Below are 24,646 nucleotides of genomic sequence, written 5' to 3' on the forward strand. Positions count from 1 at the left end.
ATGGACATCGGATTCCCCTACCGCATCGACGCACGCGGCCGCACCGGCGAGGCCGCCGACCACGCCGTGCACGTCCGCGACCTGGTCGAACAGGTGCTCTTCACCTCTCCCGGCGAGCGGGTGAACCGGCCCGACTTCGGCTGCGGCCTGCTCGACCTCGTCTTCGGTGCCAACGGCCCCGAGCTGGCGGCGGCCGTCGAGATGACCGCCCAGGCCGCCCTGCAGCGCTGGCTCGGCGACCTGCTCACCGTCGAATCGCTGACCGTCAGGGCGGAGGAGTCCACCCTCCGGGTGTCGGTGAACTACCGGCTGACCGCGACCGGGCTGAGCAGCCAGGTACTCATCGACGGGGGGACGTCGGCATGACCGCACCGCTGAGCTGCGACGACGAACGGCGCCGGGCGGCCGTCCTGGCCCGTGGGCTGGCCGGCCTCGCCGGCGTCGAGGCCGCCGCCGACGGACGCAGCCTCACCGTGGCCTTCTTCGGTACCCTCCCCGACGGGCTGGACCGGCACAGCTTCCGTATCGAGGGCGGCCGGCGGGTCACCGGCATCCGGATCGTCTCGGTCTCCCGGGCCGAGCCGGAGGACGGCGAGGACCGGACCCCCCGGCTCCGGCTGGCCCTCGACCGGCGCGGCGACGGCTCGGCCTACCGGCTGCATGCCTACGGCCACGGCTTCGACACGCGGTACGCCTCCTGGGAGTTCAGCTTCCGGACGCCCCCGCCGAGCGGGCTGGACTGCGCCCCGCGGCCCGCCGACTGCCCGCCGCAGCCGCGCCCGGCACCGGCCGTCGACCACCTCGCCAAGGACTACGCGAGCTTCCGCCGGCTGCTCCTGGAGCGGCTCGCCCTGACCATGCCCGAGTGGACCGAGCGCCACGTCCCCGACCTCGGCGTCACCCTGGTCGAGCTGCTCGCCCATGTCGGCGACCAGCTCAGCTACTTGCAGGACGCGGTGGCGACCGAGGCCTACCTGGAGACCGCCCGACTGCGCACCTCCGTGCGCCGCCACGCCCGGCTGGTGGACTATCCGATGCACGACGGCTGCGCGGCCCGGGCCTTCGTCCTCGTCGAGACCGCCGAGCAGCTCACTCTGAAACCCGACGACCTCGGATTCACCGTGGCCCCGCCCGGCGGCTTCCCGCAGGGCGGTCCCGCGATCAGCGCCCAGGAGCTGGCCCGAAGCCCCCTGCCGGTCTACCACCCGGTGCAGCGGCACGACATCGTCCTGCGGCCCGAGCACAACCGGATCAGCCTGTGGACCTGGGGCGACCGCGGGTGCTGCCTGCCGGTCGGCGCGACCGGGGCCACCCTGCTCGACGAGCCGGCCGAGCCCGCCCCCGCCCGCCCGGCTGCCGGCCCGGTCGGCAGCTCGTACGGCAGCCGGCTCGGCAGCTCGTACGGTGACTCCGCCGGTGACTCCGCCGGTGACTCCGCCGGTGACTCCGACGATGCCGGTCCGTACGGCAGCTCCCGCGGTGACTCCGTCGGCCGCCCGCACGGCGACGAGCGGCGGCCGGCCCGGCCGCTGCGCCTCGCCCCCGGTGACGTCCTGGTGTTCGAGGAGCTGCTCGGCCCGGGCACCGGCACCGAGGCCGACGCCGACCCCGGGCACCGTCAGGCCGTTCGGCTCACCCGGGTGACCGAGAGCGTCGACGCCCTCTACGACAAGCGCGTCCTCGACGTCGCCTGGGCCGTCGAGGACGCCCTGACCTTCCCGCTCTGCGTCACCGCCCCCGACAGCCCCGACCGGGAGGTCTCCGTCGCCCGGGGGAACGCCGTCCTGGTCGAGCACGGCACCTGGAACAGCTGGCTGCCGGGCAGCGAGCGCGAGAGCCTCAAGGTGCCGGCGGCCGGCGGGCCGACCGGGACGCAGCCCCGACCGTTCGCCCCGGTGCTCACCAGGGCCCCGGTCACCTGGTCCGCGCCCTACCCGCGGCCGGACGACCTCGCCGCCGCGCAGGCCCGGCAACTCGCCCGGCTGCCCGAGCTGGTCCAGGACCGGCTCCGTGCCATGCGGTACCCCGGCGCCGTGCTCACCGCCTCGGACCGGAGCCTGCTCGCCACCCTCCTGCCGTCCGGGTACCGCTCCGAGGACGATCCGGCCCGGGCGGTGACCGCCCTGCTCGACCGCTTCGACGAGATCCTCGGCGCCGGACTGCGGCGCCTGCTGGTCCTGATCCGGCGGGCCCGCGCGGGGTACGTGCTCCGCACCGCCGACATCGGCTGGGAACTCGCGCACACCTGGGGCGAGGAGGCCGCGGCGTCCGTCGACCCGCAGAACCCGGCCCTGTACGGCCCGGCCCGTGACGCCGTGCGCAGCGACCCGCGCGAGGCCATGCCCTCCGTGCGGATCCGGACGGAGGGCACCGGCACCGACCGGCACCCCTGGTACGTCCGCCGCGACCTCCTGGCCAGCGGCCCCCAGGACCGGCACCTGGTGGGGGAGTCCGACGACGACGGTCTGCTCCACCTGCGGTTCGGCGACGGCCGGTGCGGAGCGGCCCCGGCGCCGGGGACCGTCCTGCTGGCCACCTACCGCACCGGCAACGGCCGCGCGGGCAACGTCGGCAGCGGGGCCGTCAACCGGATCGCCTCGCGCACCACCGAACTGGGGGCCGTCCTGCGCGTCCGGAACCCGCTGCCCGCCACCGGCGGCACCGAACCCGAGCCCGTGGCCGACGTGCGGCTGGCCGCGCCGCGCGAGCCCTTCCGAAGGCTGCTGCGCGCCATCACCGCGGAGGACTACGCGACCCTCGCCGGCGCCCGGCCCGGCGTTCAGCGTGCCGCCGCCTCCCTGCGCTGGACGGGCAGCTGGTACGAGGCCGACGTCGTCCTCGACGCGCTGGGCACCGGCGACGTGCCGCGCCCGCTGCTGGAGGAGGTCCGGCAGAACCTTCGCCGGTTCCGGCGGATCGGCCACGACGTGGTCACCGGCCCGGCCCAGCAGGTGCCGCTCGACCTCGCCCTCGACGTCACCGTCGACCCCGACCACATCGCCGGGCACGTGCAGCAGGCCCTGCTGCTGGCACTGCGACCGGGCCGGCTCCCCGGCGGCGGCCGCGGCTTCTTCGACCCCGACGCCCTCACCTTCGGCACACCGGTACGGGTGAGCCGTCTGGTCGCGCTCGCCGTCGGCGTCCCCGGCGTCCTGCACGCCGAAGTGACCCGGCTGCGCCGGCTGCACGACGGCGAGGAGGACCTCCCGGCCTCCGGGATCCTCAGGCTGCGCCCCCTGGAGATCGCCCGGCTCGACGACGACGCCACCCACCCCCGGAACGGGCGGCTCGTCCTCACCATGCGAGGAGGACGATGAGCGGCCCGACCTGCGAGTGCTGCGCCGGCATCCGCCGCAGCACGCCCGCACCGATCCGGAACCGGCCCGGTCTGCCCGAGCTCCGCTACCGGGCCGGCACCTACGGCCAGTTCCTGGACTCCATGCTGGCGCGGCTCTCCGACGGCAGCCACCCGCAGACGGCCGCGCTGACCACCCGTGAGCCCGACGACCCGTCGATCGCCCTGCTGGACGGCTGGGCCGTCATCGCGGACATCCTCACCTTCTACCAGGAGCGCATCGCCAACGAGGGCTACCTGCGCACGGCCGTCGAGGGGGAGTCCCTGGCCCGGCTGGGCGCGCTCGTCGGCCACCGCCCCCGCCCCGCACTCGCGGCGAGCACCTTCCTCGCGTACACCCTCGACGCGGGTGCCCGCTCGACCGTCCCGGCGGGCTCCCAGGTCAAGAGCAGCCCGCCGCCCGGCGGGCTCCCACAGACCTTCGAGACCTCGGAGGACCTCGCCGCCCGTGCCGAGTGGAACCGGCTGCCGGTCCGGCTGACCGGCCTGCCCGGCATCACCCCGACCACCGCGGGCGGCCTGAAGGAGCTGGAACTGTCCGGGATCCACCCCACCATCGCCGCCGGCGACCGGCTGCTCCTCACCTTCGCCGACCCGGGCAGCAACCGCCTGCGCGTGGTGGCCGGCGGCCACGCCGACCCGCAGCGCGGCCGGACCACCCTGACCCTTGCCGTGCCGACCAGGACCGAGCTCTACGCCGACGCCCTCGGCCGGGTCGCCGAGGCCGTCGCAGCCGCCCGGGGAGCGGCGGGAGCACCGGCGGCCGAGGGGGTCCGGCCGGACGTCGACCTCGACGCGATGACCGGCACCCTGGACGCCCTGCTGCGCGTGGTGCGCGGAAACGGCAGCCTGCCCGACCCGGCCGCCGTCCGGGCTTCGTTCGGGCCGCGGGTCACCGAGCTCGACCGGGGGATCGGCGTCGCCCGGGACCGGAGCAACCGCGACGCCGACCAGCGGCTCGGCAGGGTGGCCGACTCCGTCCGGGCCGCCGTGGCGGCGGCCGGCGCCGCGGTGGACGCCGAGGTCCCCGGCGAGGTCGTGCCGATCGAGACCCTGGAGGCGTTCCGGGCCGTGGAGGCCCAGGAGGCCATGGCGGCCGTGACCCGGGGCGGCCCCGTCGGGCCGGTGCCCGGCCCGCTGGAAGCGGTCACCCTGGCGCTGCCCGGAGCAGGGGGCGGCGGCCCGCCCGCAGCGGTGGAGCCGGGCTCCGTCGCGGTACCGGTCGTCATGCCCGCACCCGTGACCGGAGCTGCGGACGCCTCGCCGAGCACCCGCACCGGCACCGCGCTCGACGCGCTCGCTCCGCTGCTCGATCGCCTCGCCCGTCCGCCGGCCCGCCCGCCGGCCGGGCTGCAGGAGCTGGCGACGCCTGTGACCGAGCTCTTCCGCCGCGAATCCGACACGCTGCTCCGGCTCCTCGCCGCGGCCCGTCCGGAGCTCGCCGGGCAGCTCTACCGGGCCGTGGCCGCCGCCTCGCCGGGCGCCACCGACCAGTCCACCGGGGTGTTCCGCTTCCGCCTCAAGGCCGCGCCGCTGGGGGCGGCCGTCCCCGGCACCGTGAGCGCGAGCCACCGCCACGAGCCGGATCCCGACACCGGGCAGATGTCCGTGGAGGCCCGGTCGGGCGACGGCCGCGACCTCACCCTGGACGCGGTGTACGACACCATCCTGCCCGGGCGCTGGATCGCCGTGCGGACAGTCACCGTCGAGGACCTCGTCGCCGACCGCACGCCCAGGATCATCAAGGTCGTGGACGTCACCCAAGTGGCCGTGGCGGGAAAGAACTACGCGGCCAGGGTGACCCAGCTGCGCCTGGAGAGCCCCTGGACCGACCACCCCGCCGACCCGCTCGTCCGACGGGCCACCACCGTCTGGGCGGCGGACGAGCAGCTCCCGGTCGTCGGCCCGCCGATCGACGAGCACGTGTCCGGGCGGCGGATCGAACTCGCCGACGCCTTCGACGGCCTGGCGCCGGGCCGGTGGCTGGTCGTCACCGGGGAGCGGACCGACCTCGGGGTGCCGGGCACCGAACTCGTCATGCTCGGCGGGGTGGAGCAGACCTTCGACCCCCTGATGCCCGGCGACCAGGTCCGCACCACGATCGTCCTCACCACCGACCTCGCCTACACCTACCGCCGGGACACCGTGGCGATCCTCGGCAACGTCGTGCCCGCCACCGCCGGCGAGAGCCGCAGCGAAGTGCTCGGGAGCGGCGACGCCACCCGGGCCGGCCAACTGCTGCCGCTGCGCCAGGGGCCGCTCACCTGGCTGCCCGCCGCCACCACCGACGGCGCGGCACCCGCCCTGACCGTCCGGGTCGGCGCGGTGACCTGGGCACCGACGGACGACCTCACCGCCCTCGGCCCGGCCGACTCCGGGTACCGGCTGCGCACCGCCCCCGACGGGGGCACCGCCGTCGGGTTCGGCGACGGCCTCCGCGGCCGCCGGCTGCCGACCGGCGTGGAGAACGTCACCGCCCGGTACCGCATCGGCGGCGGCAGTGCGGGGAACCTCGCCGCGGACCTGATCAACCACGTGGTGAGCCGGCCGCTCGGTGTCAGCAGCGCCACCAACCCGCTGCCCTCGACCGGCGGCACCGACGCCGACGGCCCGGCCGACACCCGGGCCGCGATCCCGCTGCGGCTGGGCGCGCTCGACCGGCTGGTGTCGGTCCGCGACCACCAGGACTTCGCCCGGGCCTTCGCCGGGATCGGCAAGGCCCTCGCCCGCCGCGGCCTGGAGGGCGGCCGGCAGATCGTCCACGTCACGGTCGCCGCCGCCGCGGACGCCGCCCTGGACGGCGGGTCACCTGTGGTCGCCGCCCTGCAGGCCGCGCTCAACCGGTACGGGGACCCCCAGTTGCCCGTCCGGGTCGACGTGTGCGGGCGGGTCCGGCTCGTCCTCGCGGCCGGGGTGCGCCTGCTGCCCGACCACGACTGGGACGCCGTCGAACCGCTGGTCCGCGGCGCGCTGCTCGGCGCGCTGGGCTTCGCCGCCGCGGACCTCGGCCGACCGGCCTACCTGAGCACGGCCGTCGCCGCCGTCCAGGCCGTTCCGGGCGTCGACCACGTGGATGTCGACGTCTTCGCGGGCATCCCCGACGACCTCGGCCCGAAGGGTCTGGCCGCGATCGCGGCCGGCCTCACCACGGCCGCGGCCTGCGTACCCGCCGGGCCCGCCGTACCTCCGGTGCCCGCCGTGTCCACCCCGTCAGCCGTGTCCACCCCGTCCGCCGAGCCCGCCCCGCCTGCCGGGGGCGGCCCGCGCGGGCCGGGCCCGCGCGCGGCCGGGCCTCGCGCGGCCGGGCCGGGCCCGCTGCGCCCGGCCCGACTCGTCCTCCTGGATCCGGCGCTGCCCGAGACCCTCGTCCTGCGGAGAATCCCATGACCCCGGACCAGTTGTACGAGCTGCTGCCCGCCGTCCACCGCCGGCGGGACGCCGAGACCGGTGGCCGGCTCGCGGCGCTGCTCGCCGTCATCGCCGAACAGGCCGACATCGTCCACGCCGACATCGAACGGCTCTACGCCAACTGGTTCGTCGAGACCTGCGAGGACTGGGTCGTGCCCTACCTGGGCGACCTGGTCGGATACCGGCTGCTCCCCGGCGCGGCGGCGGCGACCGGGGACGAATCGCCCGAGGCCTACCGGCTGCTCTCCGTGGCCCTGCCCCGCCGGGAGGTGGCGGCCACCGTCGCCAACCGCCGCCGCAAGGGAACCCTCGCGCTGCTGGAGGACCTCGCGGCCGACGTCGCCGACTGGCCCGCCCGCGCCGTCGAGCACCGCCGGCTGCTCGCCCTCACCCAGCCGGTCCGCCGGTACACGGCCGACGACCACGACATCCGCCGCCGGTTGCGGGCCGGCAGACTCGTCGACCTGCGCTCCACCGACCTCCTCGACCGGATCGACGGGCCCTTCGACGAGCTGGCCCACACCGTGGAGGTGCCCCGCAGCGGAGCGGCCCGCCGCCCGGGCCGGTACGGCATCCCCGACGTCACCCTGTACGTCTGGCGCCTGCGCACCCATACGGTGACCCGCGCGCCGGCGTTCTGCCTCGACCGGGCCCGTTCCTGCTACACCTTCAGCGTCCTGGGCAACGACACCCAGCTCCTCACCCGGCCCGTCCCCGAACCGACCGCCGGTCACATCGCGGACGAGACCAACCTGCCGACGCCGATCCGCCGACGGGCCCTGGTCGAGCGGCTCGCCGACTACTACGGCCCCGGCAAGAGCATCTGCGTGTGGACCGGACCGGAGCCGGCCGACCCGGTGCCGCTGGCGCGGATCGTGCCCGCCGACCTGTCCGGCTGGGCCTACCGCCCGCACGGCGGGAAGGTCGCACTCGACCCGGTCCTCGGGCGGATCGCCTTTCCCTCCAGGCACGCGCCCGAGGAGGGCGTCTGGGTCAGCTACCGCTACGGCTTCCCCGCGGACCTCGGCGGCGGCGAGTACCCGCGGCCCGACACCGCGCGGACCCGCCCCGGCACCCGCCGCTACCTCGTCGGACCGCACGGGGACCACACCCGGATCACCGACGCGCTCGACCAGTGGCAGGAGGACAAGCACACCCGCCGCCCGGAGCACGACGACGGCCCGGAGCACCCGCGGGAGGGCCGCGCACCGACCGGGACGCCGGGCGGGCCGTCGGACGGGCCGTCGGACGGGCCTGCGGACAGCGCCTCGGAGCGGCCGTCGGGCGGGTCGGCGCACCCGCAGGCGCACCCGTCGCCGCACTCGCACCCGCGGTCGCGGCGACGGGCGGCCCGGCCGTCGGACGCGGCGTCCGGAGCCGGTGCCCCGGTGGTGCCGGTGCCCGCCCCCGGCCCGGTCGACGCGGTCGTCGAGATCACCTCCAGCGAGGCCTACCAGGACCTCGTCGACATCCGCCTCGACCTCGGGGAGCGGCTCACCGTCCGCGCCGCCGACGGCGCCCGGCCCGTCCTCCGGCTGCTCGACTGGTCCGGCAACCGTCCCGACGCACTGCGGATCACCGGAACCGGCCGCGGCACCGGGCCCCTGCCGGTCGTCGTCCTCGACGGCCTCACCGTCACCGGCCGCAGCGTGCAGATCCGCGGACCGATCGGCCGGGTCGTGCTGCGGCACTGCACGCTGGTGCCCGGATGGGACCTCGACGAGCGCTGCCGGCCGCAGCAGCCGGAGGAGGCCAGCCTGGAGCTGATCGACACCCCGGCCGACGTCCTGGTCGAGCACTCCGTCCTCGGCACCGTCGTGGCCGGCCGGGAGGACGCACCGGCCGAGCCCAACCGCATCCACCTCACCGACAGCGTGCTCGACGCCACCGGCCGGGACCTCGCCGCGCTGACCGGCGTGGAGGACCGCCAGGCCCCGGTGGTGTTCTCGGCCAGCCGCAGCACCGTGATCGGAACGCTCCACACCCGCGCCGTCGGACTGCTGGAGAACTGCCTGCTGGACGGCGACGTGCGGATCGGCGACGTGAGCTCCGGGTGCGTCCGGTTCAGCTGGCTGCCGCCCGGCTCCCGCACCCCCCGGCGGTTCCACTGCGAGCCCGACCACTCCGGGGACCGGGCCCGGGTGGCCCCGCGGTTCACCAGCACCCGCTACGGCACCCCCGGCTACGTCCGGCTCGCCGACGACTGCCCCGACGAGATCCGCCGCGGCGCGGAGGACGGATCCGAGATGGGCGCCCTGCACGACCTCTTCCTGCCCCTGCGGGAGGAGGGCCTGCGCGCCAGGCTCGCCGAGTACACACCGGCCGGCTGCGACAGCGGGATCCACTTCGTCACGTGAGCCTGCTGCCCGCCGGGTACCCGGTCTTCCATCATGGGTCAGGTATCCAGTCGCAGCTCAGCCAGGGAGCGAACCCACCATGCAAGGCGACTTCTCCCGCATCACCTTCGACCAGGCGGCCCGGGGCTTCTCGGCCGTCCTCTCCCAGCAGGGGCGGGTGCAACTCGACTCCGAGATCAACGAACAGACGGCGATCCTGCTCCACTACCTGCGCACCCTGGCCGCGGACGTGCTCGGGCCCGCCGCCTACCCGGCCGGCCCGGACGGGAAGGCCGACGGCGGGTTCAAGGTCGACTTCAGCGGCGGCGTCCTCAAGGTGTCGGGCGGCCGGATGTACGTCGACGGCATCCTGTGCGAGTCCGCCGGCACCACCGAGTACTGGACCCAACCCGACGGCCACCTCGACCAGCAGAGCGACCCGGCGCTGCCCGCCGGGGCGTTCCTGGTCTACCTGCGGGTCTGGGAGCGGCTGGTCACCGCCGACGAGGACCCGGCGATCCGCGAGGTCGCGCTCGGCCTGCACGGGCCGGACACGACCGTGCGGACCAAGGTGGTCTGGCAGATCTGCTGGCTCCCCCTCGTCGCCGAGCGGGGGATCCCCGACCGGGGGACGGCGGTGCGCTTCCTCAGCGGCCTGATCGCGCAGGCCTTCAAGCCGGGGCCGCTGCTCACCGCCCGGGCCCAGCAGGCCCGGGGCGACAGCGAGCCCAGTGACCTGTCGCCCGACTCCGGCTACCGCGGTCTGGAGAACCAGCTCTACCGGGTGGAGGTGCACCGCGGCGGTCCGGCCGGCACGGCGACGTTCAAGTGGTCCCGGGAGAACGGCTCGGTGACCCTGCCCGTCCGGTCCGTCGCCGGGGCCACCGTCGAACTGGACACGCTCGGCCGGGACGCCCGGCTCGGCCTGGAGGTCGGCGACCTCGTCGAGCTCGTGGACGACAGCTGCGTGTACCGGGGGCCCGACGACACGGCTGACCGGCCGAGCCCCCGGCTCCACGCCGTCGCCGAGGTCGACCGCACCGCGCGCCGGGTCGTGCTCGACGCCGATCCGTCCACCGACCCGAACCGGCGGGCGATCGGCTCCGACCCGGGCCGCCACCCCGCGCTGCGCCGCTGGGACCACCGGCGCCCGGCGCCGGCGAGCGACGGCGGCGGCACCGGGACCGGGACCGGTGGAGCCCTGCTCGTCCAGGAGGACGACTGGCTCCCGCTGGAGGACGGCGTGGAGGTGAGGTTCACGGGCAGTGACGATCCGGCCAAGCCCCGCAAGTACCGCGCGGGCGACCACTGGCTGATCCCCGCCCGCGTCGTCACGGGCGACGTGGAGTGGCCGGCCGACGCCGACGGCCGGCCGCAGGCGCGGGAGCCGCACGGCATCAGCTACCACCACGCGCCCCTGGCGGTCGTCGAGGGGGTCGGCGATCCCGTCCGCCAGGTCGTCGACCTGCGCATTCCGTTCCCGCGCCCGAACTGAGCGCCGCGGTGCCCCGGAGCGCCGCCCCGGGGCACCGCGCCCCGGCCGGGGCACACCGCCGGGGCGTCCGCGCGCGGGGATCCGACATTGCCCCTGGAATCGGCGCCGCCGAGCGGTAGTGTTGACCTTCACGGTCGCCGGATGTGGAACGGACGGACGATGTACGCACGCCAGCTGCGGGACGAGCGGGTGGTCTTCGGACGCCTGCGCCGGTCGCGTGCGGCGTGCCGACCGGAGGGTGACCCCCGTCGTGCCGTGTCCGACGGGCGGGCCCGTGACGCCCGGCTCGTGCGGCGCCGCTGGATCGACGGCGTCGGCTCCCCGACCGGCCTCTGTTGCCCGTAGCGGTCCGACACGCCCTCGCGTCTGTGCTCCCGCAGGCGGGGCGGGCCCGCGCTCCGGCCCGGCCGTCCCGTCCGCCCGTCCGTCCGTCCAGCTCTGTGCCCTTCCGCCCCTCCGTCCTGCTGTCCCGGCGGGCCCCGGTCTCCCCGGCCCCCGGCCCCGGCAGGCCCCCGGCCGACGCCGGACGGACCGCGGCCGAAGGCACCGGGAAGACCGAGAACGAGGAACGGCTTCGCATGCCCCAGCACCCCCTGCTCACCCCCGACGGTGCGCCGGCCGGCCCGTCACCGGCCGGTCCGAGGCCCGCGGTGCCCGGGCGGTCCGCGCCCCGTCCGCGCCCCGGGAGCCGTCCGCGCGGTGCCGCGGACGGCGACCGGCACCGCCACCCCCTGGACAATCCGGCCCGGGCCGCCCTGCTCGGCCCGCACGCCCACTTCGCCGAGCGGCGCGGCGACGTCCTGCGCTACCCGGCTGACGTGTCGCCGTTCGCGGCCCTCCCGGACCGGCCCGACGAGGAGACCTGGCGCGACCTGGCGGCCCTGTTCGGGCCGGGCACCGTGCTCAGTGCCACCGGCGACCCGAGCACCGTGCCGGGCCACTGGGAGATCGTCATGCACGGCCCCGGTGTGCAGCTGGTGGACGACGGCCTGCGGGCCGAGCCCGACGAGGAGGCCGTCCGGCTGGGCCCCGCCGACGTACCGGAGATGCTGGCGCTGGTGGCACACGCCCGGCCCGGCCCGTTCCTGCCCCGCACCATCGAGTTCGGCGGCTACCTGGGCATCCGGCGCGGCGGCGAGCTGGTCGCGATGGCGGGGGAGCGGCTGCGTCCGCCGGGCTGGACCGAGATCAGCGCCGTCTGCACGGCCGAGTCCCACCGCGGGCAGGGCCTGGCGACCAGGCTGGTGCGAGCGGTTGCGGCGGGGATCCGCGAGCGGGGCGACACGCCCTTCCTGCACACCTCCGCGGCCAACAGCACGGCGATCCGGCTCTACGAGTCGCTGGGGTTCCGGCTCCGCCGCAAGGTCACCTTCCTGGGCCTGCGCGTCCCCGGCGGGGAGCAGGGCGCGTGACGGCGGCGCCCGGGACGGACCCCGCCCGCCGGCCCGGCGCGGGCCCCGAGGCCGAAGCCGCGGTGCGCGAAGTCGTCACGCTGGCCTCCGAGTTGATCGCGATCGACACCACCAACCCCGGTGACCCGGGCGCCACCGGCACCGAACGGGCGGCCGCCGAGTACGTGGCCGCCAGGCTCGCCGAGGCCGGCTACGAGCCGACCTACGTCGAGACCGGGCCCGGACGCGGCAACGTGATCGCCCGGCTCCCCGGCGCGGACCCGACGCGCGGTGCGCTGCTCGTCCACGGTCACCTCGACGTGGTGCCCGCCGACCCGGCGGAGTGGACCGTCCACCCGTTCTCGGGCGAGGTCCGCGACGGGTACCTCTGGGGGCGCGGCGCCGTCGACATGAAGGGCATGGTCGGGATGACCCTGGCCGTCGCCCGGCGGTTCCGGCGCGAGGGCGTCGTCCCGCCGCGGGACCTCGTCTTCGCCTTCGTCTCCGACGAGGAGAACGGTGGCTTCCAGGGCGCGCGCCGGCTCGTCGACGAGCACCCCGGGCTGTTCGAGGGGGTCACGGAGGCGATCGGCGAGGTCGGCGGCTTCTCGGTCACCTTCGACGGCGGCGCGCGGGCCTACCTCGTCGAGACGGCGGAGAAGGGCGTGATGTGGCTGCGGCTGCGGACGACCGGCACCTCCGGGCACGGGTCGATGCTGCACACCGACACCGCCATCGGCAGACTCGCGGCGGCCGTCACCCGTCTTGAGGCGCACCGGTTCCCGCTGATCCTCACCGACCCGGTGCGCGAACTGCTGGAGGGAGTGGCCGAACTGACGGGTGTCCCGTTCGACGAGCGGGACCCGGAGGCGGCCGTCGCCCGGCTGGGGCACCTGTCACGGTTGATCGGCGCGAGCCTGCGCGACACCGCCAACGTCACCCTGTTCAACGCCGGCCACGCCGGGAACGTCGTCCCCTCGCAGGCCCGCGCCACCGTCGACGTGCGCATCCTGCCGGGCCGGGAGGAGGAGTTCGAGGCCGAACTCGCGGACCTCCTCGGGCCGGACGTCGAACGCGAGTGGGACAGCCTGCCGGCCGTCCGGACCACCTTCGACGGCGCGATCGTCGACGCGATGGCGCTGGCCATCGGGGCCGAGGACCCGGGCGCGCGCGTCCTCCCGTACATGCTGTCGGCCGCCACCGACGCCAAGTCCTTCCAGCGCCTGGGCATCCGTCACTTCGGCTTCGCGCCGCTGCGGCTGCCCGCCGAGCTGGACTTCACCGCGCTCTTCCACGGTGTGGACGAGCGCGTGCCGGTCGACGCCCTGGAGTTCGGGACGCGCGTCCTGGACCGCTTCCTGCGCTCCTGTTGACCGGGCTCGCCGGCCGGCCGGCGAGCCCGCCGCCGGTCGGCAGCGCTGCGCGCACCGGCGCACCGTTCCACCCCCTTCACCGCACCGTTCCGCCCCCTTCGAGGAGTTCGATGTGAGTCAGCACGTGAACTACGCCAGCCCCGTGGACACCGCCGCCCACGGCGAGTACCGGATCATCCGGACGCCCGGCGACGAGCGCCCGCTCTACCGCTTCAACGGGCGGATCACCGCCGACGGGAGCAGCGGTCACCTCGCCGAGCCCGGCCGCTACCACATCTACGCGGGCTGGTTCTGCCCCTGGGCGCAGCGCGTCACCATCCAGATCGCCCTCAACGGGCTGGAGGACGCCGTCTCGGTCTCCTACGTCGACGACCGGCGCGACGCCCGCGGTTGGGCCTTCCGGGAGACCCACGGCCCCGACCCGGTCAACGGCTTCACCCTGCTGCGCGACGCCTACGAGCGGACCGAGCCCGGTTTCGACGGGCACGTCTCGGTGCCGACGCTCTGGGACCGCACGACCGGACGGGTGGTCAGCAACGACTTCACCGGCATAGGCATCGACCTGGCGACGCAGTTCGGCCGCTGGAGCAACGGCGCCGACACCTACCCGGAGGACCTGCGGGCCGAGATCGACGCCCTCGACGCCCGGCTGGGCCCGGCCGTCAACCACGGCGTGGGGCCGGCGGCCGGCACCGGGGAGGCCGCGCTCGCGGCCCGCACGACACTGCTGGAGACCTTCGCCGAGCTGGACGCCCGGCTGGCCACCCGCCGCTACCTGCTCGGTGAGCGGCTGACCGAGGCGGACGTGCGGCTCTGGGTGACGCTGGTGCGCTACGACGCCCGGAGCAACCACGACCGGGCCATCAACCCCGGCCTCGCCGAGTACCCGCACCTGTGGGCCTACGCGCGCGACCTCTACCAGCAGAAGGCGTTCGGCAGCACCACGGACTTCGCCACCTTCAGCACACCCGGCGCCGAGGTGCCCGACTGGAACGCCCCGGCGGAGCGGCCGCAGACCGTCTGAGGCCCGGGCCGGCGGTGCCCCGGGGGTGCGGTGCGTCCCGGGGCACCGCGCCGCGGGGGCACCGGCCGGGCGTGGGCGGTGCGGCGGATCGGCACGGGAACGGCGGGCGTTGCCTGCTCCGCCGGGCGGGGCGTCAGCACGGGGGAGCCCCGGGAACGTACGATCGCCCAATGTCTGACATGACGGAAACCACGCCGGGCTGGCTCGCTCCCGAGGAACTGGAGACCACCCGCGCCCGGATACCGATCCTGTACGTCGAGGCGGTGCCGGTGCGCGTCGACGACACCGGTGAGGTCACCCAGATCGGACTGCTGCTGCGGATCGGCCCGGACGGGACGGTCAGCCGCACGCTGGTCTCCGGCCGGGTGCTGCACCACGAGCGGGTCCGTGACGCCCTGTTGCGGAACCTGGAGAAGGACCTCGGCCCGGTGGCGCTGCCCCGGATCCCGGCCTCCCTGCAGCCGTTCACCGTGGCCGAGTACTTCCCGACCCTGGGCATCACCGAGTTCCACGACCCCCGCCAGCACGCGGTGTCCCTGGCCTACATCATTCCGGTGGCGGGCGACTGCCGGCCGCGTCAGGACGCCCTCGACCTGGTCTGGTTCAGCCCGGCGGAGGCCGCCTCGCCGCTGGTGCAGCAGGACATGCCGGGCGGGCAGGGGGCGTTGCTCAAGCGGGCCCTCGCCCACGTCGGCTGCTGACCCGGCCCGGCGGCGCGCCCGGCCGGGGCCGCACCCGGCCGGGGGCCGCCGCCGGGTGACCGCGACCGTGCTCTCCTCTGCGCCCTCCGCCCTGCCCTTCTCGGCACCCTCCGCCGCGCCCTGAGCCACTGTCGGTCGGCCCGGCACCGCCGCGCGGAGGAGCGTGCGCCCGCCCGGGACCACCCCCTGATCAGGTGTCGGTGTGGTCACTCTTCCGCGGGCGCCTCCAACAGGCATTGACGCCGGGGAACTTGTTGATCTACGGTTCCAGCGCGCCACGAGTTCCGGTGTTCAAGCCCTGGCTGGCCGGACGGCAACCCCCTGACGCGGTGGGGTGCTCCAGGTGAAGGCTCGGTGGACGTTCCGTTCCGCAAGCGCGATTGCACCGGCCACGGGCCGGGGTCACACACACCAGGAGGTCGGCATGGCAGGGTTCTTCCGCCGCCGCCACATCGATCTGCTGCTGGTGTCCAGCGCGCTCTGTCGTCACTGACCGCCTCCGGACGGCCGTCGGCCGTCCGGGCCCAGTGACCGACCTCCCACGCGAGCGCACCCTGCCCGGCTCCCGGCCACCCGTCCGGCGGCCCCGGCGTGCTCGCGTCCATCAAGCGCGCGGAAGCAGAGAACTCCCATGTCATCCTTCAGAACTTCGGCCGTTCGCGGCATCGGTGTGATATCCGTCGGCACGGCGACGTTGGTGGCCCTGACGGCCTGCACCAGTGCGCGGAGCACGACCGGCGCCGGCGGGAGCTCGGCGAAGGCCATCACCATCGGCACCACGGACCAGGTGACCGGCCTCGACCCGGCGGGCTCCTGGGACGCGGGCTCGGGGACGATCGAGAGCGAGGTCTACGCGACGCTGCTCACCGCGAAGAACGGCTCCTCGGACGTCTCACCGGACTTGGCCTCCGCGGTCGAGCTGACCGGCCCCAACGCGTACACCGTCACCCTCAAGCCGGGGCTGAAGTTCGCCAACGGGCACGAACTGACCTCCTCCGACGTCAAGTTCAGCTTCGACCGGCAGCTCGGGATCGCGGACAAGAACGGCCCGTCCTCGCTGCTGTACAACCTTCGGTCGGTGGACGCCACCGACCCGGCGAAGGTCGTCTTCACCCTCAAGTCGGCCAACGACACGCTCTTCCCGCAGATCCTCTCCACCGCGGCCGGCTACATCGTGGACGAGCAGGTGTTCCCCGCCGACAAGATCCTCGACGACGCTGCCGTGGTCTCCGCCAAGCCGTGGTCCGGCCCGTACGCGATCGGCACCTACGACAAGAACTCGCTGGTCTCGTTCACCGCGAACGCCGCCTACCAGGGCCTGTTCGGCGCCGCGAAGACCAAGAACATCCAGCTCAAGTACTACACGGACGCCGGCAACCTCAAGCTCGACGTCCAGCAGGGCACCATCGACGCGGTCTACCGCACCCTGCCCACCACGGACCTCCAGGACCTCTCCACCAAGCCGGGCGTCGTGGTGCACACCGGCTCCGGAAACGGCATCCGGTTCATCGTCTTCAACCTGAAGACCCAGCCGTTCGGCTCCGCCACCCAACAGGCCGACCCGGCCAAGGCGCTGGCGGTCCGTCAGGCCGTGGCCGACTCCGTCGACCGGGCCCAGCTCGCCTCCCAGGTCTACAAGAACACCTTCCAGCCGCTCTACACCTCCGTCCCCGACGGCATCACCGGTGCCACCCCCGCCCTCAAGGCGCTCTACGGCGACAAGCAGGGCGGTCCGGACAAGGCCGCGGCGGCCCAGCGGCTCTCGGCGGCCGGGGTGAGCACCCCCGTCGCGCTGAACCTCCAGTACAACACCGACCACTACGGCTCCTCCTCGGCGGACGAGTACGCACTGATCAAGACCCAGCTGGAGGCCACCGGCCTGTTCAAGGTGAACCTCCAGTCCACCGCCTGGGCCCAGTACGGCAAGGAGCGCGTCGCCGACCAGTACCCGCTCTACCAGCTCGGCTGGTACGCGGACTACCTCGACGCCGACAACTACCTCGCCTCCTTCTACGCCGACAACAACTGGGTCAACAACGCCTACGACGACCCCGCCGTCCGGGCGCTGATCAAGCAGGAGGAGACCGAGACCGACCCGGCCAAGCGCACCACCCTGATCCAGCAGGCCCAGGAGGCGACCGCCGCGGCCGTGCCGCTGGTGCCGCTGCTCCAGGGCTCCACCGCGATCGTCACCCGCGAGGGGATCGCCGGCGTGCCGGACAAGCTCACCAGCGCCTACCAGTTCCGCTGGGCGGAGCTCTCGAAGAAGTGACCGTCCACGCGCAGGAAACCTCCGGCGCCGTCGGCTCGGCCGGCGGCGCCGCCGGGTACGGTCTCGCCCGCTACCTGATCGTCCGCTTCCTCCTCATCATCCCCACCGTGCTCGTCCTGGTCAGCGTCGTCTTCTTCCTGATGCGCGCCACCGGAGACCCGATCACCACCGCCTTCGGCGACCGCCTGACCCCCGAGCAGCTCCAGGCCAAACTGCACCAGGCGGGCTACGACCGCCCGCTGTTCAGCCAGTACCTGGACTACCTGCGTGCCGTGCTCACGGGGGACTTCGGCACGACCGCCACCGACAACCGCGCGGTCTCCGAGGTGCTGAGCACCTTCGGTGCCGCCACCGTCGAGCTGGCCGGCTTCGCGCTGCTCGTCGCGCTGGTCGTCGGCCTGCCACTGGGCATGGTCGCCGCCTCCTACCGCGACCGCGCGCCGGACGTGGCCCTGCGGCTGCTGGCCATCCTCAACTACGCCACCCCGGTCTTCTTCCTGGGGCTGCTGCTGAAGCTGGTCTTCGCGGTCGGGCTGGGCTGGTTCCCGGCCTCGGGCCGGGCGAGCATCGACGTCCAACTGGAGCTCCAGGACCGGTCGAGCAGCACCGGGCTGTACCTGGTGGACGCGCTGCGCAGCGGTGACTGGTCGGCCGTCACCGACGTGCTGGCGCACGCGGTGCTGCCCAGCGTCGCGCTCGGGCTGCTCGTCGCCGGGGTCCTGCTCCGGCTCGTCCGGACCAACCTGATCGGCACGCTCTCCGCCGACTACGTCGAGGCGGCCCGCTCCCGCGGCGTCGGCCGGTTCCGGCTGGTGACCGGGCACGCCACCCGGCCGGCCCTGATCCCCGTGGTGACCGTGCTCGGGATGCAGATCGCCGGCCTGCTCGGCGGCGCGGTGCTCACCGAGACCACCTTCGAGTGGAAGGGTCTCGGCTACGAGCTCGCCCACTATCTGACGGCCCGTGACTTCACGGCGGTGCAGGGGATCGTGGCGGTGTTCGCCGTGGTCGTCGCGGTGACCAACTTCCTCGTCGACGTCGTCGCGGCGCTGATCGACCCCCGAGTGAGGTACTGAGTGGCCGACCACCTGCTCACCCGGCCGGCCCCCGTGCCGCGCCGGCGGCTCCCGCTCCCCACCGGGGTGCGCGGCAGCGTCGGACTGCAGCGCGTCATGCTGCTGACGGGGGCGGCGCTGACCGGCCTCTTCCTCCTCGCGGCCGTGTTCGCCCCGCTGCTCGCCCCCTACGGCTACGCCCAACTGGGCGAGGGCCAGAAGCTGTTCGGCTCGCAGCAGGCGCCGAGCGGCTCCCATCTGCTCGGCACCACCATCGCCGGGTACGACGTGCTCTCCCGCACGCTCTGGGGCACCCGGACAGCCCTGGAGATCATCGCCGCCGCCCTGCTGCTCCCGGTGGTCGCGGGCGTGCTGCTCGGCCTCGTCTCCGGCTACCTCGGCGGGCGGCTGGACCGGCTGCTGGTCGGGCTCGCCGACGCGATGTACGCCTTCCCCTCGCTGCTGCTGGCGATCGTCATGTCGATCGTGATCAGCGGCGGCCGGTCGAGCCTGGTCGGCGGCCTGGGCGCGGCGGCCTGTTCGGTCGCCGTGGCCTTCGTGCCGCAGTACTTCCGGGTGGTCCGCGCCGAAGTGGCCCGGGTGAAGGCCGAGCCCTTCGTCGAGGCGGCCCGGGTGATCGGCACCGGTACGTGGCGGATCATGTTCCACCACGTGCTGCGGAACTCGGTGCGCACCCTGCCGCTGATCCTCACCATCAACGCCTCCGAGGCCATCCTCACGCTGGCGGGCCTGGGCTTCCTCGGCTTCGGGATCGAGCCCAACTCCGCGGCGGAATGGGGCTACGACCTCAACCGCTCGGTGGCGGACGTGACATCGGGGATCTGGTGGACGGCCGTCCCGCCCGGGATCGGCATCGTCCTCACCGTCCTCGGGACGACCCTGCTCGGCGAGAGCCTGACCGACCTGGCCGACCCGAGGTTGCGCCGCCGCCCCGGCCGGGGACGCACGCCGGACGAGGGGCGCACCCCCGACCGGTCCGCACGACCGGACGGAGGCCCCGGGGATGACTGACCTGCTGCGCATCGAGGACCTGCACGTGTCGTTCGGCACCGACGCCGGCCAGGAGCCCGCCGTCCGCGGCGTCGACCTGACGGTGGCGCCCGGCGAGGTGCTCGCCCTGGTGGGCGAGAGCGGCAGCGGCAAGACGGTCACGGCGAAGTCCGTCCTCGGGCTGCTCCCCGCCACCGCCACCACCCGCGGGCGGGTGCTCCTGGGGGACGGCTCGGCCGAGCCGGCGGAGGACGTCCTGACGGCCTCGCGCGCCCGGCTGCGCGCCCTGCGCGGCTCGCACGCCGCCATGGTCTTCCAGGAGCCGTCCACCGCGCTCAACCCGGTGTTCACGATCGGCTGGCAGCTCGCCGAGGGCCTGCGGGCGCACGGGAGCGGGACGCGGGCGGAGCGGCGGGCCAGGGCGATCGAGATGCTGGAGAAGGTCGGCATCCCCGAGCCGTCCGTCCGGGTGGACCACTACCCGCACCAGCTCTCCGGCGGTCAGAAGCAGCGGGCCGTCATCGCGATGGCGCTGGCGCTGGGCACCAGGCTGATCGTGGCGGACGAGCCGACGACCGCGCTGGACGTCACGGTGCAGGCCGAGATCCTCGAACTGCTGCACCGCTGCCGGACGGACTTCGGCACGGCGATCCTGCTGATCACGCACAACATGGGCGTGGTGGCCGACCTGGCCGACCGGGTGGCGGTGATGCGGGACGGGCGGGTGGTCGAGCAGGCTCCGGTGCGGACGCTGTTCGCCGCGCCGGAGCACCCGTACACCCGGCAACTGCTCGCGGCCGTGCCCGTCTTCGAGACCTCGGCAGTGCCGCCTTCTGCCGGGACTGCCGGGACTGCCGCGAGCCCCGGGGGCTCCGGGAGTGTGCGGAGCAGTGGCGCTGTCGGTCCGGGTGACGCCGGTCCGGACGCCGTCGGTGCGGGTGACGCCGCTGCCGTGGCGCCGGTGGTGCGGGCCGCCGGCCTGACCGTCGACTACCCCGCGCGCCTCGGGAGCAAGGCCTTCCGGGCGGTGGACGGCGTCAGCTTCGAGATCCGCCCCGGCGAGGTGCTCGGCCTGGTGGGCGAGAGCGGCTCCGGGAAGACCACCATCGGCCGCGCGGTCGCCGGGCTGGCCGGCGTCAGCTCGGGCGAACTCGACGTGCTGGGAGAGCCGTTGGCGGCCCGGGGGCGACTGCGCAGGGCGCGCCGGTCGACGGCGGGCAGCCGGGCGGGCCGGCTCGGGTTCGTCTTCCAGGATCCGGCGACCAGCTTCAACCCGCTGCTGACGATCGCCGAGTGCGTGGGCGAGCCGCTGGTGGTCCACCGGCGCGAGCTCGGCCGGCGGGAGGTCAGGGCGGAGGTCGACGCGCTGCTGGAGTCGGTGCAGCTGCCCCGGGCCTACGGTGACCGCCACCCGCACGAGTTGAGCGGCGGCGAGCGCCAGCGCGCCGGGCTGGCCCGGGCGCTGGCCCTGCGCCCGCAGCTGGTGATCGCCGACGAGCCGACCTCGGCGCTGGACGTCTCGGTCCAGGCCAAGGTGCTGGAGCTGTTCGTCCGGCTCCAGCGGGAGCTGGGCTTCGCCGCGTTGTTCATCAGCCACGACCTGGCGGTGGTCCAGCAGGTGGCGGACCGCGTCGCCGTGCTGCACCGCGGCCGGATCGTCGAGGCGGGCAGCGCCGCCGAGGTGCTGGGCGCGCCGCGAGCCGCGTACACCCGGCGGCTGGTCGCCGCGCTGCCCGTGCCCGACCCGATCCGGCAGGCGCGCCGGGACCGCAGCCCGGTGGGCGCCTGACGGGAGCAACCCCGCGCGAGCGCGGGTCGGGCGGCATCCGCGCTGCTCAGCGGCCCGGCGGGCAGTGTCCGCCGGGCCGTTCGGCTGCCCGCCGGGGCGGCCCGGCCGACCGCGCCCGGGGCGTCGGGGGAAGCCCCGCGGACGGCACGGTAGCGCTACGTGGAGATGACATGTACGCTGCGTGTCGCTGGTTGAACACCATGCGGGCCTGGTCGCCACTCCGTGGGGGGAGTCACGTCCAGGCCCGGTCGCCGGCCTGGGGCCCGGTTGCGCTCGTGGGGGAGTCTCAACCGGGCCCATCGGTGGGCTACTGACGGTATGCCCGGTCGGACGGTGTTTCAGTCATGACAACCGGGCCGAGAGGGCGAGCGGCCTCGACGGGCACCGCCGAAGCGGCGGACCGGCCCCGCCGGCCGGGCCGGGTGCCGGCCGCCGGCGCGCTCCGGGCAGTCGCCCGCCGCGGCCGGTGCGGCCCGGTCGCAGGGGCGCTGATCTGCGGCGACGGGTTCCCGCCGGCCCGTGATCGTGGGTAGGTTGGTGGCCGCCGACCGAGGAGATGCACCGTGCCCGCCCGCCCCCGCGTTCTGTTCGTGACCGACCTCGCCTACCAGGCCCGCGGCCGGCGCTACTGCGACGAGGACATCCAGCTGACCGCCCGGCTCCGCGCGGACTTCGACCTCGCGCTCTGCCACCCGCTCGACGCCGTCGCGCTGATGGACGCCTTCGACGCCGTGGTGGTCCGCAACAGCGGCCCGGTGCTGCACTACCAGGAGCAGTACGAGGCCTTCCGGAGCGCGGCGGCGGCGCGCGGCACGCGGGTCTACAACCCGCTCTCCGGGTGCGGGGACATGGCCGGCAAGCAGTACCTGCTGGACCTCACCGCCGCCGGCTACCCGGTGATCCCCACCGTCGACCGGCCCGAGGACCTCGACCGGCTGCCGGAGGCCGCCCAGTACGCCGTCAAGCCGAAGGCCGGCGCCGACTCGATCGGCCTGGAGTTCGTCGCCCCGGAGCGGCTGCCCGCCCTCGCGTACGGCGAGATCCTGGTGCAGCCGCGCATCGACTTCCGCTACGAGGTGTCCTTCTTCTTCGTCGACGACGCCTTCCAGTACGCCCTGTACGCCCCCGACCCGGACCGGCGCTGGGTGCTGGAGCGCTACGAGCCGACCGGGGCCGACCTCGCCTTCGCCCGCCGGTTCGTCGAGTGGAACACCCTCGACCACGGCATCCAGCGCGTCGACGCCTGCCGCACACCGGAGGGCGAGCTGCTCCTGGTCGAGCTGGAGGACCTCAACCCCTACCTCTCGCTGGACCGGATCGACGAGCCGGCCCGGGCCGCGTTCGCCGCCGCCACGGCCGCCTCGCTCCACCGGTTCCTGGCCGGGCCGCCGCGGAGCTGAGCCCCGCTCCCCGGCTGCGCACCCGCCCGGCGGCCGCACGCCGGCCCCTTGCCGCGCACCCGCCCCCGCCCCCGCCCCCTGGCCGCGCACCCGCCCCCACCTGCGCCGTTCGGCCCGCCGCGGGTGACGGGCTGTCAGGTCTTGTCGTGTTCACGAGATAGGATCTTGGTCCGCGCAGGATCTCTGCGCGCGACGACACAGACGCAGGGGGCTCCCCAATGGTGAAGATCGGACTCGCACGTTCGGCCGCGGTGGCCGCGGCAGGTGCGGTACTGGTGAGCGGGGTCGGCGTGTCCGCGGCCGCCGCCCAGCCGGTGCCGGCCGCCGCCACCGGCGCGCCGGCGCCGGACACGGCGGGCGTGCGGAAGGCCCTGCAGGGCACCCTGACCGCCGGCGCGCCGGGGGCGTTCGCCGTGATCCGCGACCACGGGAGCCGCGAGGCCGGCTGGTCACTGAGCGTCGGCAAGGGCGACCTCGACGGCACGCCGATGAAGGCCGACCGGCGCTTCCGGGTCGGCAGCAACAGCAAGATGTTCGCCTCGGTGCTCGTGCTGCGCCTCGCCGAGCAGGGCCGTATCGACCTGGACAAGCCGCTGCGCGACTACCTCCCGCAGGGCACCCTGCCGGAGGGCTGGGCGATGACCGGCCGGCAGGTGATGGAGCACCGCGCAGGCGTCTACGACCACACCAACGACCTGCTGGAGCAGGCCGGCGAGGAGACCACGGCCGCCTTCGAGGCGCGCATCCGCACCAAGGTCTACTCGCCGCAGGAGCTGGTGGCACTCTCGGTCGGGCACGGGGTGCAGTACACCCCCGGGAGCAAGTACTCCTACTCCAACACCGACTACGTGCTGATGGGCCTCGCGATCGAGCACCTCACCGGGCGCCCCTACGCGGACGTGTTGCGCGAGGAGGTCATCGAGCCGCTGGGCCTGCGGCAGACCTCCTTCGTGGTGCCCGAGCAGGGGATCGCCGGCCCGCACGTCACCGGCTACCTGACCAACGACGACCGCAGCAAGCCGCTGCTGGACTCCACCGAGCAGACCGCCTCCTGGCTCTGGAGCGCCGGTGGGGTCATCTCCTCCGCCGCCGACATGGACCGCTTCCTCACCGCGCTGCTCGCGGGCGGCGCCGGCGGTCTCGTCTCGGACGACTCCCTGAAGCAGATGACCAGCGTGCTCCCCACGCCCACGGCGAAGGTGAGCTACGGGCTCGGGCTCCGGCAGATCGCGCTCTCCTGCGGGAACGTCCTCGGTCACGGCGGCATCGTCCAGGGCTTCCAGACGCAGAGCTTCGTCACCCCCGACGGCCGGCGCAGCGTGGTGGTGTTCGCCAACGCCTCCAACAACGGCGCCGTCACCCAGGGGCTGATGAACGTGCTGGAGCCCGCCTTCTGCGGTAAGACGCCGGCCCCGGCGGCTGCCCCCGCCCTGCGCGCGCCGGCGTCCGGTGCGTGGGAGGACGGCGGCAGCGGCGGCACCGGGTACGCCCGCGTGCCGGTGGTGGAGGACACCCGGATCTGATCCCGGGCGGCACCGCGCGACGCGGCCGGGCCCGGTCGTCCGAGCTCCGCTCGTCGGAGCCCCGGTCGTCCGGGCCTCGGTCCTGCGAGCCTCAGTCGTCCGAGCCCGGGGCGGCCTGCGAGGTCGGCCACTTGAACTCGATCTCCAGCTCGATCTCCCCGTCCGAGACCTCCACCTCGACCTCGGTGCGGAGCTCCTCGGGGACGCGGAAGCTCAGTGTGCCCGGGCCGAGCTCCAGCTCGGCGCTGCCCCCGTGTCTCAGTGCGTCCGCGAGCGCGGAGAGCTGGTCGGCGGCCTCCAGGCGGGACAGCGAGCGCTTCTGCTCGAACTTGAGGTCCTTCACGGCACTCTCCGATCCGGTCGGAACAGGCGGGCGGTGCAGCGGCCCGGGTCCGTCCCCGCGCCGCGCCCCGCATACCGACCATAGGAACGATCCGGACGGCCTGCACCTCCGTGGCGCTGCACCCGCCCGCCGGCACGCCGGGCCGCACGCCGGATCACCGCCCCGCCGCC

General features: G+C 74.9%; 16 protein-coding genes and 1 riboswitch. Of the genes, 15 read left to right on the forward strand and 1 reads right to left on the reverse strand.

The features are described from left to right. The 15 genes from OH807_RS36655 (at position 1) to OH807_RS36725 (ending at position 24,133) form a co-directional block, all read left to right on the forward strand. Positions 1-366, forward strand: coding sequence for a GPW/gp25 family protein (locus OH807_RS36655; RefSeq protein WP_406208310.1), 366 nt, complete (start codon positions 1-3; stop codon positions 364-366). After that, complete coding sequence (locus OH807_RS36660) at positions 363-3,317, forward strand: putative baseplate assembly protein (RefSeq protein WP_406208312.1); 2,955 nt, start codon at positions 363-365, stop codon at positions 3,315-3,317. Before OH807_RS36655 ends, OH807_RS36660 begins: the two co-directional genes overlap by 4 nt. Continuing rightward, complete coding sequence (locus tag OH807_RS36665) at positions 3,314-6,742, forward strand: putative baseplate assembly protein (protein WP_406208315.1); 3,429 nt, start codon at positions 3,314-3,316, stop codon at positions 6,740-6,742. The genes OH807_RS36660 and OH807_RS36665 overlap by 4 nt, the downstream gene beginning before the upstream one ends. After that, complete coding sequence (locus OH807_RS36670) at positions 6,739-9,120, forward strand: hypothetical protein (protein WP_406208318.1); 2,382 nt, start codon at positions 6,739-6,741, stop codon at positions 9,118-9,120. The genes OH807_RS36665 and OH807_RS36670 overlap by 4 nt, the downstream gene beginning before the upstream one ends. 79 nt (positions 9,121-9,199) lie before the next feature. Next, on the forward strand, positions 9,200-10,594 hold the full coding sequence (locus tag OH807_RS36675; protein ID WP_406208321.1) for a DUF6519 domain-containing protein: 1,395 nt from the start codon (positions 9,200-9,202) through the stop codon (positions 10,592-10,594). A gap of 578 nt (positions 10,595-11,172) precedes the next feature. Then, positions 11,173-12,006, forward strand: coding sequence for a GNAT family N-acetyltransferase (locus OH807_RS36680; protein WP_406208323.1), 834 nt, complete (start codon positions 11,173-11,175; stop codon positions 12,004-12,006). Further along, positions 12,003-13,358: a M20/M25/M40 family metallo-hydrolase gene (locus OH807_RS36685; RefSeq protein WP_406208326.1), complete on the forward strand. Its 1,356-nt coding sequence runs from the start codon at positions 12,003-12,005 to the stop codon at positions 13,356-13,358. Before OH807_RS36680 ends, OH807_RS36685 begins: the two co-directional genes overlap by 4 nt. Before the next feature lie 112 nt (positions 13,359-13,470). After that, a complete protein-coding gene (locus tag OH807_RS36690) occupies positions 13,471-14,382 on the forward strand; it encodes a glutathione S-transferase C-terminal domain-containing protein (RefSeq protein WP_406208329.1) in 912 nt (303 codons plus the stop codon). Positions 14,383-14,561: 179 nt separating this feature from the next. Further along, positions 14,562-15,083, forward strand: coding sequence for an NUDIX hydrolase family protein (locus tag OH807_RS36695; RefSeq protein WP_406211382.1), 522 nt, complete (start codon positions 14,562-14,564; stop codon positions 15,081-15,083). 273 nt (positions 15,084-15,356) lie between these two features. Beyond that, positions 15,357-15,466, forward strand: a riboswitch (SAM riboswitch). A gap of 248 nt (positions 15,467-15,714) precedes the next feature. Next, complete coding sequence (locus tag OH807_RS36700) at positions 15,715-17,355, forward strand: ABC transporter substrate-binding protein (protein WP_406208332.1); 1,641 nt, start codon at positions 15,715-15,717, stop codon at positions 17,353-17,355. Continuing rightward, a complete protein-coding gene (locus tag OH807_RS36705; protein WP_406208335.1) occupies positions 17,352-18,431 on the forward strand; it encodes an ABC transporter permease in 1,080 nt (359 codons plus the stop codon). Before OH807_RS36700 ends, OH807_RS36705 begins: the two co-directional genes overlap by 4 nt. After that, positions 18,432-19,442 carry an ABC transporter permease gene (locus OH807_RS36710; protein ID WP_406208338.1) on the forward strand — a complete coding sequence of 337 codons (1,011 nt, stop codon included), beginning with the start codon at positions 18,432-18,434 and terminating at the stop codon, positions 19,440-19,442. Further along, the gene (locus OH807_RS36715) at positions 19,435-21,210 is read left to right on the forward strand and encodes a dipeptide ABC transporter ATP-binding protein (protein ID WP_406208341.1); all 1,776 of its coding nucleotides are present in this window, start codon (positions 19,435-19,437) and stop codon (positions 21,208-21,210) included. Before OH807_RS36710 ends, OH807_RS36715 begins: the two co-directional genes overlap by 8 nt. Positions 21,211-21,773: 563 nt before the next feature. After that, complete coding sequence (locus tag OH807_RS36720; protein ID WP_406208344.1) at positions 21,774-22,610, forward strand: hypothetical protein; 837 nt, start codon at positions 21,774-21,776, stop codon at positions 22,608-22,610. A 218-nt stretch (positions 22,611-22,828) separates the two neighbouring features. Beyond that, positions 22,829-24,133 (forward strand): serine hydrolase domain-containing protein, encoded by a 1,305-nt coding sequence (locus OH807_RS36725; RefSeq protein ID WP_406208346.1) that lies wholly within the window; start codon positions 22,829-22,831, stop codon positions 24,131-24,133. Between the two features lie 91 nt (positions 24,134-24,224). Here OH807_RS36725 and OH807_RS36730 read toward each other — a convergent pair whose 3' ends face one another. Continuing rightward, positions 24,225-24,476, reverse strand: coding sequence for an amphi-Trp domain-containing protein (locus OH807_RS36730; RefSeq protein ID WP_406208349.1), 252 nt, complete (start codon positions 24,474-24,476; stop codon positions 24,225-24,227). Between the last annotated feature and the right edge of the window lie 170 nt (positions 24,477-24,646).

It is taken from the genome of Kitasatospora sp. NBC_01560, from assembly GCF_045208415.1.
Classification (GTDB): Bacteria; Actinomycetota; Actinomycetes; order Streptomycetales; family Streptomycetaceae; genus Kitasatospora.